The 16,436-nt window shown below is 49.8% G+C and carries 6 protein-coding genes; all 6 read right to left on the bottom strand.

The window, feature by feature from the left end:
* Window positions 1-204 precede the first annotated feature (204 nt).
* Window positions 205-3,723 carry a sacsin N-terminal ATP-binding-like domain-containing protein gene (locus BQ5383_RS02970; protein ID WP_071429270.1) on the bottom strand — a complete coding sequence of 1,173 codons (3,519 nt, stop codon included), beginning with the start codon at window positions 3,721-3,723 and terminating at the stop codon, window positions 205-207.
* Window positions 3,724-3,736: 13 nt separating this feature from the next.
* Window positions 3,737-7,339, bottom strand: a complete 3,603-nt coding sequence (locus BQ5383_RS02975) for a helicase-related protein (RefSeq protein ID WP_083389795.1) — start codon at window positions 7,337-7,339, stop codon at window positions 3,737-3,739.
* A gap of 16 nt (window positions 7,340-7,355) precedes the next feature.
* Window positions 7,356-10,199, bottom strand: a complete 2,844-nt coding sequence (locus BQ5383_RS02980; RefSeq protein WP_071429271.1) for a DEAD/DEAH box helicase — start codon at window positions 10,197-10,199, stop codon at window positions 7,356-7,358.
* A gap of 1 nt (window position 10,200) precedes the next feature.
* Window positions 10,201-12,294, bottom strand: coding sequence for a site-specific DNA-methyltransferase (locus BQ5383_RS02985; RefSeq protein ID WP_071429932.1), 2,094 nt, complete (start codon window positions 12,292-12,294; stop codon window positions 10,201-10,203).
* Window positions 12,295-12,401: 107 nt separating this feature from the next.
* The gene (locus BQ5383_RS02990; protein ID WP_071429272.1) at window positions 12,402-14,999 is read right to left on the bottom strand and encodes a DEAD/DEAH box helicase; all 2,598 of its coding nucleotides are present in this window, start codon (window positions 14,997-14,999) and stop codon (window positions 12,402-12,404) included.
* The gene (locus tag BQ5383_RS02995) at window positions 14,999-16,432 is read right to left on the bottom strand and encodes a HamA C-terminal domain-containing protein (RefSeq protein ID WP_071429273.1); all 1,434 of its coding nucleotides are present in this window, start codon (window positions 16,430-16,432) and stop codon (window positions 14,999-15,001) included. The genes BQ5383_RS02990 and BQ5383_RS02995 overlap by 1 nt, the downstream gene beginning before the upstream one ends.
* Between the last annotated feature and the right edge of the window lie 4 nt (window positions 16,433-16,436).

A 16,436-nucleotide genomic window follows, 5' to 3' on the forward strand; every position in this document is an offset into this window, starting at 1 on the left:
CCGGAAAAGTGTATAAAAATAGCGAAAACCGCAGGAAACAAGGCGTTTCTTGCGATTTTCGCTGTATTTGTCGGTGTTCAATTTGTCCTATCAGAGCACAGCTGAGGTTTGTCTGATGCTGATGTCTGGGCTCCTGCGCGGCAGGCTCAGGGAATAATTAAAAAGTATGGCAAAATTAAATGGTTCGGGCAAAATTAAAAAGTATCAGTCGACGACTTCAATCCAACCATTATTCAAGCACATGGTCAGGTTATACTTGACATCCTGACAGGCCTTATCCCCACTCTCGAAATTCAAGACCACATACTCTCCGTCGCATCCAACTACACGAGCGTATGCTTTCTTCGATTTGTGGAACACCCGTCTACCAATGAGCTCGCCATATGCGCTTGTATCGCTCTGCAGTCCTTCTTCTTCCGGTTCCGGAGTAGAATGTGGAGTCTCTTCCTTAACAGGCTGCACAGGTGCAACTCTATTCGACTCCGGCGCTTTTGCCACTTCCTTCGGCTTGGGATTACTGGCAGTCTGCAGTTGGGCTTTGCGCTCCTCTGCAGCTTTTTTCTTCAGCTTCAGAAGCTCTATAATTTCAGCGATATGAGTAGGTGTGAACCAGAAATCATAGTCGTTGATAGCAACTGAAACGTGGTCATTCTCCTCAATGTCATTTTCTGACACATCAAGGATGGAATCTATTAGCCGGTCTGCCAGGTACTTATCATTTCGCAGCGTTCTAAACTTTGCGGCGCAATTCGGACAAAGGCAGACGTTCAACGGGTCGAGCTCTACATCCGGCTTCTGTTCCAGCTGGCACATTTCCACATTGGAGAACGGCTTGTGACACAGCTGGCAGGCATATCGATAAGACGAGTTTACGCGATACATATTCATCAGGTATGCGCGGACATCGTCTTGCGGTCGACTGACGCGGATACGCCTCACGACAGTCGCATATACGGTTGGGCTGGCATAGGACAGTATTTGAGCGGCATGCTTCTTCAGCGCCTCCCAGTTCTTAACGGAACCGGTCGGGAACTCAAATTCGTCCTCCTCAGATTGACCAGTAGAACCTTCTTGTAGAGACAGCCCACCAAATTCACGGCTGAGCTGCTCCGGCGTAATGTGGAATCGGCGCTCCAACTCGATTTCAAAATAGGTTTGTTTCTTCTCATCTGGCAAGGCATCGTAATCCTTGACAATAGCCTCATGCTGGTCAATTTTCCCTTTCTTAAATCCAAGAATGTCGTACAAATTTGAATCAAGGCTTACCTTCCCATATAGCGACTTGTTCAAATCGTGCTTTGATATGGCCTTGTGCGAGACCAGTTCTCCAGACTCAGTATAGAGCCATTTTCCGTTCCAGTCAGAAAGACGCCAGTTAAACCCATCCCTGTTCAGAGTATGGATTACATCTGCAGGCTCGTCATATTTATTTGGCGTTCCTCCGCCGATATAAACAGTACCAACAAGGCGAGACATGTTCTCCTGCAGTGTCTTAAAAATCACCTGTGATTTTATTAAGGCGTCTTTAGCTTTCGCATGCTGGGAGATGTAGAGAAGGGCCTCTTCCAACTTATCAATGCCGAGTTTCCAGCGAAAGTCTCCGGTCGTTCTCCACTCAGGCTGTCTGCCGGGATTGCCGGTATAGTATTCACCCCAGGTTTTTTCGTCCCCGGTGATGATTTTGTCTGTAACGCCAAGCGCCCGTAGGTCATCAAAGGTGATTCCGGCTGACTGGTATGCGTCAAAGTCGACAAAGTAGATATCCGGCGCAATGCCTTTGTAGTATTGCTCCAGCATTAGACCGGTTTCGGACTGAGGGAACCGAATAACCTTTGAATGTGGCCGTACCCAGTATGCCTTTCCTCCTGACCTGCACTTTATGTAGAACGCTTTCCGAACAATCTGTCTCAGGTCAGCCTCGTAGTCAGAATTCCTGAGATACTTGACAAGGGCGTGTATGTCTTGTACGTGCTCCTCAAATGAACCGCTAAAATCTGTACCAGCATACCGCTTTTCAAGAGATTTTACAAAGTGCTCGTACTCGTTGGGCGTCTTCAGGTGCAGTACATTTTCAAAGAAGGTTCGGCACTTCTCAAATAGATATGGATGGACAAATTCCACCTCGGCCTGCATCGCCTTCTTCGACGGAAGAAATACATTGGGCAAATAAGAAGACTGCGATTTTCGGTATGGAGCAACCATGCGGTTGGATGCTGTGCGGACAATCACAGCGTCGAGAATATTTCTGTAATTCGATTCGGAGAAAATATTCGGGACAGTCTCATACAGCTTGTAAAGCCTAACGAGCCAGTCATTATCTCGGTTTTCCAAAAAATTGTGATTTTCGTTGAAGTAGCTTCTAAGGTCTTCCGGACGAATAACCTCTATTCCCAAAATGCTGGAGAAATAAGAGAGCACATCTTTGTACGGGCCTGTCTCCGTCAACGAAACCGGAAGCCATTCATAATGTCTTTTGTCGTTGATAAGTTCCGAGATTAACTCGCTGGGCAATAGCTCTGCAATTTCTCTGCTTCTCGCAATAACTGCATTGGCAGCCTTAGTGTAGCCCTTCCCATCCTTAACCGGCAAAACGCGCTCCGACGAAAACAAATCCCGCATTTCTTCGTATAAAGGATAGAAAAGCGGATAGACATCAAAGTCGTCCTCATCAAGAGGAAGAATCCGAATCAGGCTCAAGTCAAGGAGTCCCATATCGCGCAGCTCAAGGACACTCTGTCTGAGGAGCTTTGCCGTTTGTTCAGCCAGAGCCTCGTTTTCCTCCTCATCGGCAGGAACACTGCTCCGGTTTGGAGTAGTGCGGAACGGGCCTTGGACAATGAAGTCAAGTTTGCTTTCGGTCTCTGTCGGGAAGTAAACGGAGATATACGGATTCTTTGCTTTTTGGAAAGTGGTTTTTCCTTCTTTGTCTGTTGCGACTGTGAACGCAACGTCAATTGTACGGGTAGAAACCCCCGAATCAATCGGCATCGAAAATTTGATGAATGACAGAGACTCGTCCGTCTTATCATCCTCGGATTCAATTGCCGACACGCGGGTGCAGTGGTCATTTACCGGCTCAGCATCCAGTAAATATTCCCCTGATGCTTCTTTGCCCGGAATCTTGATTTCGTACTCAATGAGTTCGAGGTGCCGCATGAAAAGGAGCGTGGTCACTCCGAGATTTTTGAGTCGCTTTGTAATAGCTTCATTCAGCGCAGCCAGATTTTTAAATCCCGAAAACTGGAATCCAACGCTATATGGGAACACGAAGAGGGTCGTATAGCCAGCCGGAACATCAATGGAAGGGATATCTACGGGCTTCGTGAAGTCCTGTATCTCAACAGCGAAGGGATGGCAATTCTCTGCCAGCTCCTTTTTGCGCGGCGAGCTATACAGCCTGACCGTTTCACATATGCCAAAGACTGATTTGAAGCCGACACCGAATTCGCCAATCTGGTTTAAATCATTAACCTTGTCCGACTGCCCTATGTCGCACAGGCCCTGCAGGTTCTCCGTAGTGAAGGATTTTCCATCGTGCATCACTTCAAGCCTGTCAGAGTATTGGACAAACCGAATTCCAGTAGCTCCTGCGTCTTCCGCGTTCTGGAGCAGTTCGTAGACAAAGTGTGATTTATCGGTATAGAGCTGAATTATCCGTTCGAGCGACCGCCTGAGCATGCCGTCCCTATCTTGATTCTGGAGAATCTTATCAGCTATATTCAAAGCGCTCACCTCTTTACTTTACCGTGATAACCCCGTTTGCAATCAACGTAGTATGTATATCTGCCTTCGCAATCTTCGCTTCAATCTCTGAAACCTTCTGCTGATAACGCTGTGTAGCGTTTTCCAATTCAGAGCGATGCATAGTTGCAATTCGTTCATCCCCGGCCTCAGCAATCTTTCTTTCCAAGACCAATTTCCGGTTTCGGTAATTGTTCTTTAAGCTCTCTAATTTATAGCGAGCGACTTGCCTTGTAGACTCTGTATGCTGGGCTTTCTCAGCTTGCCACATCCGGACATGGTGTTCCTCCAAAGCATCCCATGCCTCCGGCTTTAGCTTTGAAGAATAGTCAACTGCGGCAGCTGTCAGGATGTATTCCGGGAGCTCTGCTGCAATTCTCGGTTCTTCACAGATTGCTACCAATTTGAAATTTGAACGAATCCCAACATAATCCCACGCATAAATAGACATCGGGTAATCACCGGCTGGAATCTCGTCAGAGTAGTATTCCAAGTGAATATAAACGAGCTTGTTGGTGGCAAAATAGGATGCGGCTTGTTTGACCAGCGGGTGCACCGGAGTAACGAAAAAGGCGGTTCGGTTTTTCTCGGCAGCTTCTGAATCAAAAGTAATCGGGTGGTTCGGATTGTTGCCCTTAAGATAAACCTCCCATTTCCTACGCAGGCTGTTCCGCAGGCCAGTCAGATTTCTGAGGTCAGACAGGATTTCAGAACGCGCCACTGCACTGAGGCGCAGCGTTTTCAGAGCACCATCACCAAGGATATAATTGCTACCACCTAAGCGGTGATTGAGATACATCTCTACAAGGTGCTGAATGCTCCTGGCCGACAGGAAGGGACTTTCTGCCTCCTGAATTTCCTTTGACATCGTATAGTTCGATAAATCGAACCCGAATAGCTCCTTTTCCTCGCTTTCCAGCTTGTTCAGCTCTTGAGCCTTGCGCACCTCATTATCAGCCATCTGCTCCAGCTTTGCTTTTCGCTCTGCATCCGTAAGGCTGGTATCCAGTGCAATCAGCTCAATTTGCCTGCCGATTTCGCCGAGAATCTCCTCGCACTCACCGATGCTTCCTTCAAAGACACCGATGCGGGAGAGGCAGCGGTCATAAATATCAGCGTCTACCGTATCACTGGTGATAACGTTATAGATGTTGACAACTTCGCTCCCTTGGCCTCGACGGTCGATACGACCGATGCGCTGCTCGATGCGCATGGGATTCCAGGGCAAGTCATAGTTTATCATCATGTCACAGAACTGATAGTCCAAGCCTTCAGAACCGACTTCTGTGAAAAGCATGATGTCAATGGCTTCCGGGTCGTCCTTCGGGAGTTCAAACCGCGCCCGGAAATCCAGCCGGTCATCATTTTTAACGCTACCATCGATTTGCTCGACACGAAATCCCGCTTCTCGCAGCTTTCTTTTGATATAATACAGCGTATAGCGGAATGTGCTGAACAGGATGATTTTATTGTTTTCAGATTTCTGCTTTTCTCGGATAATCTGGAGCACCCCATCGAATTTCGGGTCGTCCTCCGGCAGGTTATCCGCCATTTCCAAAATGTTCTTTGCGATAGAGCGGAATGTCTCCAAGTCCATCTCGCTGAACTCGCCATCATCGAAATCAAACTCCGGGTCGTCCGTCATCTGCTCAAATCTATGGTCAATGATACCCCGGATGTGCGGAGCAAGTCCAAAGATGCAGCTTGCGGCCTGACGACGAATCGTTGACATCATAAATTTGACACCACGTCCACCGTGCAATTTGGACAGCGCGGCAACTTCAAATGTCAGCAGAGCATCATGGAGCTCCCGCTGTTGGTCGGTAAAATCGCTCTCCAGCGTATGCGTTCTCCGAATGCAGAAATCTTGGATATCCTTTCTGCGCGTCCGGTTGAGCATCATATTGAAGCTATGGAGAGACTCAATATCGGTAATGAGCTTTACCCGTTCCTCTCGGGTGATGGTGTCCTGTCTGAGAACCTTCCGGATTTGCTCAAATACCGGATTATTTGCGATTACATTTTCGCCCCATTGGGTAGTGAGAACACTGTCCAGCATCTCCAGTGCTTCTGCTTTCCAGTTTTCCTTCGCAGCTCGAACGATGTGGGCACACTGAGAGATATACGGATTCGGACGCGACATCATCGTGAAGCTCTTCTTGTCGATTACGACATCCGGGCGCAGCAGATTAAGCAGCGTGTACAGGTCGTCGTCACTTGTCTGCAGCGGAGTCGCGGTCAGCATTACGACAGCGTCTGCGTGCTGGCAGAAGTAGTGGACGCACTTATATGCAAATGCCTTGTCCTTCTCCATGCTGCCATTGCGCAGGTGGTGGGCCTCATCAATGATGACCAGGTCAAAATGCGGTGCCGGGTCTAATTGTTGGAGGCCGAAGCTCTTATGGCGCTTGGATTGGTTCCCTTGGTATGTCCTCGCATCCAGAATGGAATACGGGACGATGACCTTTCCATAGCGGGTAGGCCATTCACCGTCACGGTCGGTATCAGAGATAATCTGCCGAAGAGTATCGCCATCCAAGGGCGTGAATTCCTCGTCAAAGCGCTTCATCTCATTTTCCCACTTGCGGTCTGCGACAAGCGGCTTCGGGCAGATAATCATGATGTTTTCCAAATCGGAACGGGCCTGCAGCTCCTTGATAATCAGACCGGCCTCGATGGTTTTACCGACACCGACACTGTCTGCAATCAGAATCCTTGGCTCATCTGCTTTTATCAGTTTCAATGCCGGTCTGAACTGATAGGGCACGAAATCGATACGGGCAGCATTAAGGGAATACAGATTTCCGGCAGACGGATTGTTAATCTGGTAGGCAGAAAGGTAGCTTCGCAGGGTCTCAGAATCCACCCACTCATATTCAGGTGTGCTGCTCACCAGCGCAATCTGACCCTCATAATAGGTCTTCAGCGCACCTTCGACGAACACCTCGTACTTCTTGGTGTCGCCAAGCTGTGTAACAGAAAACACCATACCCTTGGTGTCCGGGCTGCCGACGATGTAAACGAGGCTTCTTTCTGTGATATCGTCCTCCTGCACAACCTCCGGCTCCACTATGACATCTGCCTGCTTGGGCACGGTAACGGTTGGGCGAAGCACTGACTGCGGAGGTGTTTCATCCTTGAATGCTTCGGGACGCTCCACCCTTGCTTTGAACTGTTCCAAATCAGGAATCAGTCCGCTCCGGTTCATCTGGGTGAAAAACCGGATGAGGCATTCAATGTCCGATACGATGGTATCCTTGCCGGGAAGCTCTGCGCTGACATGCGCCCAGTTGTTCCGGACGCCAATCATATCGCGGATGCACTCCCGCTCACTGGTCGGAAGATAGGCATAGCCACGCATCGTGTACCACGACTTGTTGGCAACACGAAGAAGCGCCGCAAGGTCTAATTCCTCCAGCTTAGAAAGGCCCTTTTTCTCGATGAGCTCTCTCTGGGGATAGCTCAGATTGGAGAGTACGCACTCCTCCCACCAGTCTTCACCGGATTTGGGCAGCATCACAGAAAACCACGACGCCAGTGCTTGCGCGGCCTTGTGAAGATAATCGTTCATCCGGGATATGATGTTCTCGTCGTACATTCTGCTTCACCAGCCTTTAACCGAAAAATCCATCCTCATCAAAAATATGGTCAAGCTCGTCATTGGACATCGCGTGGGAAACGCGGTCACGGACGGCGCTGCGGGACATATCCAGTCTCTTGATGCGCCCGTTCAGCAGCCGGATAAGCTGAAGCCTGCCGACACCGGGATTCTGACGGGCATACTCAGCAAAGCCCTTAGCCTTGCCCAGATTGTCCGTTCTGGTACCATCATGCGGTTCCAAAATATCAATGACGAAGCCCATCTCATCCTTCCGGATAATCAGAAAATCGGGATACATCGACTTCTTCTCCGCGTTCTGCTCATAGGGAATGCACAGAGACCACGACTTTCTCGGCGGATTACGGAGCCAGCAGATATAGTCCGAACGGCCACGCTCGGCCTGAAGGACAGCCTTTTCCCAATTGTTCAGGTTAATGACGGCCTTGCCTGTCGCATTGTCCACAAACAGATGGTCGGTATAAGCCTCGCCGACATTGCTGCGCTCAATGCTGATGGTCTCCGGCAGCCGGAAGTTATGCTTACTGATGATGTCGCCATCAGAAACAATGCTGTCATACTTTTTCCGATACCGCTCAGTCAGGCCGGTGATACGGCGGCGATTCGCGTCATTGATATCGTGGAAACGACTGCGGGCATAGTTATGGAGCATATCCATGCAGTCTGCGTCGGCGGCAAAGATGATGACGTCGATTTTGTATCCGGCAGGATTATCGTCATCTGCGTATCGGGTGCCGTAGCGGATGCCGACACCCTCGTTGCCCAGCTTGAGCTCCGCAAGACGGAACTGACGGTCGAGGTCGGTATCCGTGGTGGAAAACAAATCCATCTCCGCATGGTCATCCACGGACTCGCCGAACACATCAAACGTCTGCGTTTTCAGCTTGAACTGCAGTACCTGCGCGGCCAGCTCGTCATATCTACCCTCGTCCTTTGTCTTCTTGATGAAGCTGCGAATCATTTCTACGATTTCATTCACAACATCATAGGAGGCAGAGGGCTGAAGGCCGGACTGCGTCAGGAGCCGGGTAAGGCTGAACAGAGATTTCAGATAGTCGTTGATTCTGACTTTTCGCACGTCATATGTCAGGAGTCCGGCATCATTGATGGCCTTTACGATAGCCTCACGGTCAAGTTCCGGCTCTTCGGAAACGTCCGCCGGAGCAGGCTGAGGCTCAGATGTCGCGGTTGGCTCTGTTCCTGCAACGGCTCCGTCTGCAGGCATTACGGTGTTTATACCACTCGCCGGGTGAACGGCATCCGTGGTGCCGGGAGCAGGTGCCGCTGGTGCGCCGAATGAGGTGCTGCCACTTTGCGAGGGCGTCTGCTGCGTCGGCTCCTGCGCAGAAGGTTCGTTGCCGGTCTCAGGTGAAGGGCTGTCTCCCCAAGAAATCTGGCCGGGAAGTTGTGGTTTTGGTCTTGCGGGTCGCTGAGCCGTAGCCGGTCTGGTCGGACGGACAGTCCACGTTTCGATGGTGCTGTTCTCGAAGGAATCGCCGATAACATCGGTGGGGATCTCACCTCCCTCGGTGCTCTGAAGGGCCTTGACAACATCCTCAACAGTCTGAGCATCAAAGTACGGCAAATAGAGGTGCACGTCGTTCAAAACATCGTCCACCTGAATATGCATCTGCATGGGTGTTCTGACCATTCTGCCGAGCAGCTGCGCGATATAGGTCGCATCTGTAGCACGACGGAAAGACATCATGGTTTCAGCGCGAGGGCAGTCCCAGCCGGTGGAGAGGTTCTCTTTAAAGAAAACCACCTTGACATTCTTATCATCCGCAATGCGGGACGGCTCCAGATATCTGACTGCGACACCATTGATTTGGATGGTGCTGGTCGTCTGGCCGAAGGTATGTACAACTTCTCCGTCCTGAAAGCGGAAGCCTGTCCGCTCCTCAATCTTCCGCAGGCAGTCATCCAAGTCAGTATCGGAAATGCCGCTGCCGGTCTGGTTCTGCACCTGAATCACGAAAACCGGATTCACATAGGCGTAGTGCTGCTCCTGACAATACTGAGTCCAGTGCTCCCACTTCTGCTTCCAGTCATCGGCAGCAGCCTGCAGCACAGCCATATCCTTGCTTCCGGAGGCATCCTCCGGATAGGCGATGATGATTCTGTCCTTCAGTAGACCGGAGGCCCGCACATCGTCGGCGGACACGATGACCTTCTGGATGGTCGATTCTGTCCCGGACACCAGATTGTTGAAGCGCTCCGGTGTAGCGGTCACGCCAAGCACGACCGGAACGGGAGCCAGACGGTCTTCCCGGCTGCCCTTGAGGAACTTCTGCATGATGGTGGTGGCCTGTGCAGCGGCTCGGCCCTGCATACCACGGTGGGCCTCGTCAATGATGAAGTACAAGCGGTCATACTTCTCGTCCATCGTGTTCTGCAGCGTTTCCCAGATGGTGAAGGTGCGTCCGTCGCCCTTCTTCGTCAGGTTACTGCTCTTGCCGAGCTTCTGAGTGTTCAGAAAATAGATATGCCCATCGTCCAGCATCTCCTGGTCGAAGGATTCATCGGTGATGGTCACGCACTGGTTGAGCCGAATCTTATCCGCCTTCAGGTCAATCTTGCTGCGTGACTGTTCATTAAGCTCCGGAGAGTCCGAGAGCCAGACGAAGATGGCATCCGGCTGGTCGGGATACTCCTCATCGCCGAAATAGATGGATTCAATCAAAGACGCCAAGATGATGGTCTTACCCGCTCCGGTGGGAGCGGTGAATGAGAGAACCTGCGGTGTGTGGGTGCGCTGGTAGGCGCCGAGGGCTTCAGCGGTCTTTCTCCGCAGCTGGAACAGCGCCATCTTCTGGAAAGGAAATAATTCTACTTTCATCTTAGCGTCCTCCGTGGTTAATCCGGAAGTTATCCAGATAGTCTCTGTAAAGCTGATAGGTGTCCTCAGCATGCAGGCCGGAAACCATCTCCCGGTAGCCCGGTTCGGAATTGGTCACGATATATACCGTCGTTATGGAGTCCTCGCCGTTCACCCGCGCAGCAAACGCCTCGTACTGCGACTCATCGGTCAGCACAGCGAAATGATTTACCGGCAGCACCAGCATGGCGGGCACTTCCGCTGTCTCCTCAAGCGCGGGACAAGGCCCGTGGGCACCGGCCTTCAGCCAGAGCACTGGGAGCAGCTCCTTAAATTGGCGACCCAGCGCCACGGCGTTCTTATCGAGGAAGCCCAGCTTGAAGAAAGCAGCATTAGCCATAAAGCCATCGGCCATGGAAATATCGCTGCCAAGATAAGACCCTCTCAGCGGATTTCCGTTGACATCATGTCCTTCGATGGAACACACCGTTCTCGGCCATGTCACATATCGGGCAATCCCCAGCCTGTTCCATTCCTTATCTCCCGGTTGATATCCGCCAGCGCGGAGCGCCTTAGCCTCATCATCTGAGACCTCATTGTTTGTAACCATGATGCAGCGACGATGGCCGCCGTCCTCTGCATTTAGAAGATTGACCGCGTGAAGCGTCGTGCCTGAGCCTGCAAAAAAATCTACGATAAGGGCATTTGGTTTGCTGTCTACAAAGAATCTTATTACATCGTGAACCGCATATAGCGATTTAGGGAAGGGGAATTGCCTTCCAGGAAGTATTTTTGTTAATAAATCTGTTCCATGCCTCGTTGCGTCATGAGCCTTTATTCTCCATTGTGTTCCGGGCATAATATCTCGAACTTCATTGGTCGAGATAATAGAGCCATCCTCAGCATATCCATCTATTTGATAGGTTCCTTCTTCGACTTTTTTTATTTCTCCGCTTGTAAGAAAAGTAATTGGAACTCCGTTTTTTGTTGGCCTTCCGAATTTGATGTATCCTTTGGATTTGTACTCTAAGAATTTGTCCCGATTAATATTCCAGTAGTGCTCTCGTCCTTGAGTGTCAATCGGGAATACCGGAAATGTTCCTTCCGGCGAAACAACAGTGCTTCTATCCCTTTCAAGCGGAAGCGGCATCCCCACGCTATGAAACTTCCCATCATTAGTAAAAAACACTGGATAGAAGTTGCCCGGACTTCTCTCGCGAAAGCCAGCGCTACCACTCCGAATCAGATACTTCCAAGTTAAATGAGTCGCTCGTTCATCGTCTGGATTCATGCGCCATTCATCAGATAGTGGCAATCTCTGAATTGTTGCCTCTCCGAATACCAGCACATATATGTACTCATCAAGCCTTGTAAACTGTTGCTTTCGTGCGGAACCTTTAAAACTAATCACACTACTTATCATCTGCATTATCGCTTCGGGAAACATTTCCTCCAACAAACAACCCAGATGAAGATATTCTTTTTCATCTATGGTGACTATCATAACCGAGTCGGCAGGATTCAAGAGACGTTTGGCAAGTCTCAGCCGTTTCTCCATCATGGAAAGCCACTTGCTGTGACGATAAGTATCACTGCCATCCACGTAGTCGTTATTGTATTTCCAGTCACGAGCCCCTGTGTTATAGGGTGGGTCGATATAGATACAATCCACCTTTCCGGCATAGAGGTACTCCAGCAGCTGGAGCGCATGGTAGTTGTCCGCCTCAATCAGCGTGTGCCACAGGTCGCTGTCCGGCGCATTGCAGACGGTGTCCAGCGGCTGCAGATAGGGATAGATGGGCTCACCGAATTGGGCCACGCAAACCAGGGTATCCACGGGAAGCACGACGTGCTCCTTCGTCGCCTTGTGGAAGCAGGTAGCCTGCCCATCCTCGATTTTCTCTACATAGTAGATGTCAGTAACCTGTCCGTCCTTCTTGGCCACGACGGAACCGCGCTTTACCGGGATATCGTAAAGCGGTGTGGCCTCCGGCAGATGCTCTTCAAATACCAGACCGAATTTCTTCTGGCGATTAGCCCGCTTCATCTCTGCGCGAATCCGCTCACGCAGGGACTCGTCCGGAATCTGGCTAATCAAATCGTCTAAAGCAGCCATGCGTTTTGCCTCCTGTGTCTTTCTCTGGAGATTACTCTTCAGGGATTTTTTAATCATCAACGAGCTCCTGGGGCTCATCACATTTTACAACCTGTCCTGTCCCAAAATCAGGACTCCAAGTAAATTTCGGGACTATTATACTGCACCTGTTCTGCTTCTCGGCGAATGCTCAGGTTTTCGCATTCCAGAAGCGCAGGCTTCAACCGGAGTTGGTCATTATCGTCAAAGGTAATGTACTGGCTCCGTTTTTCTGTAATATAGGCTGCCGCTTCGCGGGTGAAGCCATTTCGCTGCAGCCAAACTGCCTCCGGATTCGTTGTGCCGTACTCAACGAGTTCGTACCAATCGGTAAAAGAAGCATCCGGGAAACATGCTCTGTATTCCTGCGAAAACCGGAGGAAGTAGTTTGCAATCCGAAAAAGGATTACATCCTCGATGTCCTCCAGCATCCCGCTGATGAGTGCGTTAACATAGGCAGGCTCATTCTTGAACGCGACATACTGACCTTTGAGCTTTACCTTTCCTTTGCCGGTCGATAGATAGTAATCAATGGAATCTGTAACCATGTGGTTTAAGCTCATGCCAGAAACCCACTGATTCAGGACAAAGGCATAGTGCGACAGCTTCGTATGTGCTCCGGATGATTTGTTTTGAAAGCCAAGAGTATCGTACTCGTAGGTTTCCCACTTGAAAATGTCGCATAGCCGCTCAAGAAAGTTCCTCAGCTCATTATAATCAGCCTTGCCTCCAATGCGGATAGCCGGATAATGGAGTCTTCCACTGCGGATTTCCCTTGCGAGTCGTTCTGTCTGGTCAAGAGATAGGTTGATGTCATCATCAAGGGAATGCTCCCGGCCAGCGAAGGCTGCGGCAATGGCGGCTTCATCCTCCGGGCTCAGCACATCGGAGAACTCCTTTTTCACCCGGCTTGCACGTCCAGAAACAATATCTTTCAACAGGATATTGGCCACCTTGCGAATCAAAGAATACTCCGCTGGTGGCAGGGAGCCATCCTTTGGTATTTCAGCCTGCCCGCTCTTCAAAACAGAAACAATGCCGGTTTTCTGTTCCGGGGTCAAAGCAGTGGCCAGCGACAGCTGCTGTGGTACGATTTTCTCCTGCAGCAGATGGAGGAAGCGTTCTTTTTTCGTCTTCCGCTTTATACACACAAGGAACACGTTGCCATACAGGTTGAACTCTATGCGCCCGACCCTTCCCATCAGGTTTCTGAAATCGACCGGAGACATATCACCACCATTTTTGTGGCTGGTGATGAAAAGGTTATCCGCAGGCAAATTGACGCCTTCCAGTAATGTACTGGTACAAAACAGGGTATGAATTTTTCCGTCCTTATAGAGCGATTCGATACGAGCCCGAATCGTCGAGGGCAAATACCCCATGTGATAGGCTACGCCTTTTTCCACAATATCGGCCAGGTAGTAATCGCCGTGAACATCCTGCCGGATGTCTTGCGCCAGAACATCCAGGTCACTATCATGCAACGGCTGGAGCTGTGCGGCATACTGCAAAGCATACTCCACAACATTGTCCTTACTATTCGAGTACACGATACTCCTGGCACCTTCACCCAATTCACGGACAAAATCCAGTAATCCCTTGTCCTCCGGGAAACTGCAGTATTTTGTGAGTTTCTGAGTCGCCTCATTATAATAATGCAGCTCGAAACGCTTGAAATCAATCAGAAACTTCTCCTGATTCACAGGCGAAAACTTCGTTGCTATTTTATAGTTCTCCCTATTTGCAACGTCTGGGATGAGCTGCAAATAGACTTCTGGATTCGGGATGTTCGGAGACGCAAAAATAATGTGTGGAGGTGTGCTCCTTTGAGAAAGCATATCAACCACCTTGTAGTAGAATGCGCTCCGGCCATCTTTCTTGGAAATCTTGTGAGCCTCATCGATGAAAAGGTATTCAATAGGAATATCCTTCATCAAAATCAGCAAGTAGAGCAGGCGTTCTGGGGTCATGGCAAAGATGAAGTTATGCTCTTCTTCCAAGGCCATTGCTCCCGCTGAGGTAACAATTCTATAATTTTTCTCCTTGAGCTCCGGCCCAAGAACCTCTGTCAGTTTTTCCGTCGTTTCATTTATGAGGGCTTTGGTCGGAACTATAATAGCGAAATTGCACTGTCTGCCTTTTGCTATCTGCTCTCGGATAAATGTCCTCATGATATATGATTTCCCCAGCGATGTGGGGGCTGAATAACTGAAGTACGGTTCGTTAAACTTCTCGTATATTTCCTTTTGAGCGCGGAAGAAGTATTCATTCTCTGCTTCCGGGATACGCAGGTATTCCTTGCTGACCTGGGTGAAAATACGGTCAAGGAGGTCTGCGCTCACATAATCTGCAGCTTTGAGACTCACACCTCTAAAATTGCTCACGCTGGTGAGAACAGAGCCGAGATAATACTGTATCAATTCGTCATCCGGATGGAGAGCATTCAAAAGAGCGACGATTTCCTGCGCCCACAGCTTGTGGGTCTCCTCATTCTGCGTATGTACTGATTTTGAGAGGATATCTGCAAACCGCAAAGCTGCAGGTACACTTATCTCCTTTTCCGGAAGATTTGTCAGCCCAAAGAGCTGCCGACCATAGTTGTATAGAATGGCGTCATACAGTTCGTTGAGATACGGATTCTCCTCAATGCCATCAAAGAGGACAGCGCCGATGGTGGTTTCTTCCATCAGATGCCACCTCCTATCAGCATGTTGATAATGCTGGTTTTATCTTGGGGCGCATTGTTGAACGGCAGAACGTAAATATAAAACGAATGCATCCCAAGATGGAGGGCCGTAATCTTCTGCGAAATATATTCCGCATTCTCAGTGATTGCACTTTCCATTCTTGCAACAGCTTCTTCTATGAACTCTGTCGCGGAATAGTCCTCTGGATTTAATCCAAGAGAATAGCCAAGAAATAGGCCAAATGCGGTTCCGGGCGGTTCCTGCCCCTGCTTCGTAGGAATCAGTATATCCTTGACCGCAAGCGCTGTCTGAACATCCACGCTCCTCCCGAAAGCAGCGCTGTTGACCAGTTCCACGCCTGTAATCCGCTTTGCTTTTATCTGAACCACCGCGTCAAAAGCCGCGTCAATGGCAGATTTCAGGTCTCCTTCCATTTGAGAAGACCCGTACACCATTTGGTATTCGGAGGTGTCCCGCCCGATGGAACGCAAATGAATCCCGGCGCAGTTTGTGCTGGCACCCAGTTCAATAGAGCTCAGCAACTTAGGCGCCTTTAGCACCTCTTCCAAAAACGCATACAGCAGCATATCCGCCAGCTCGTTTCCTGTGCTGTGTTCGCGGATATATTGCGCAGCGTCCATGCCGACGCTTTCCAGGTCGCCCTCTGCCTTATACCGCTCCATCTCAGCTCTGGAATATACATAGCGACCTATGTTGGTATTCAAATACTTTTTCAGACCGGCATAGGTGAATTCGTTATCTTCGATTTTGAGACGGAAGATTTGATAGTCTTCCGGATTTCTGAGCCCAAGAGGAATCTGGCAGACGGGGACGAATGCATCCTCAAAGCCCTTACCTCGAACCGACATAGTAAGGCCGGTAGCAGCTCCACTTTCTAACAGGACTAAACGATTGAGTTCGTCCTGATTGAACGAACTTATATACTCACGTGAGACATCTTGAATGTATGTGCGCCCAGCCTTGTTATCGACTGTCCGAACGACAAAGAAGAAGAAATCTGTTAGCATCTCTGCCAGATTATATCGGTACTCAAGCCGATAGTAGCCCTTGGTATTAGATGTGATGGTGCCGATTCGCACATCATCAGCAATATCATCGTCCTGAAAAAGCAAATCCAAGAGAGCGTGAACAATATGCTTCCGCTTCTCTGGATAGAGCTTCGGAATTATCTGTGTCTCGAAACAGGCCAGAACGGACGGCGCGTGCTCCGGAGAAATCTCATCTGTAATCGCCGGTGAAATATTGTTTGAGCAGTTGACCAAGTGGCCTACGGTACCGTCATCTTCCCGGATGTCATACATGGAATTGACTGCTAAAAACATTGTTCCACAGAGGAATTTTTGCGTCGTGCTTCTGGGAGAGCACAAAGTGAGTATTTTAAGGAATGACCCAAAACAAAGGTGCCCTGCCATCTCA

Source organism: Angelakisella massiliensis, assembly GCF_900104675.1.
GTDB lineage: Bacteria > Bacillota > Clostridia > Oscillospirales > Ruminococcaceae > Angelakisella > Angelakisella massiliensis.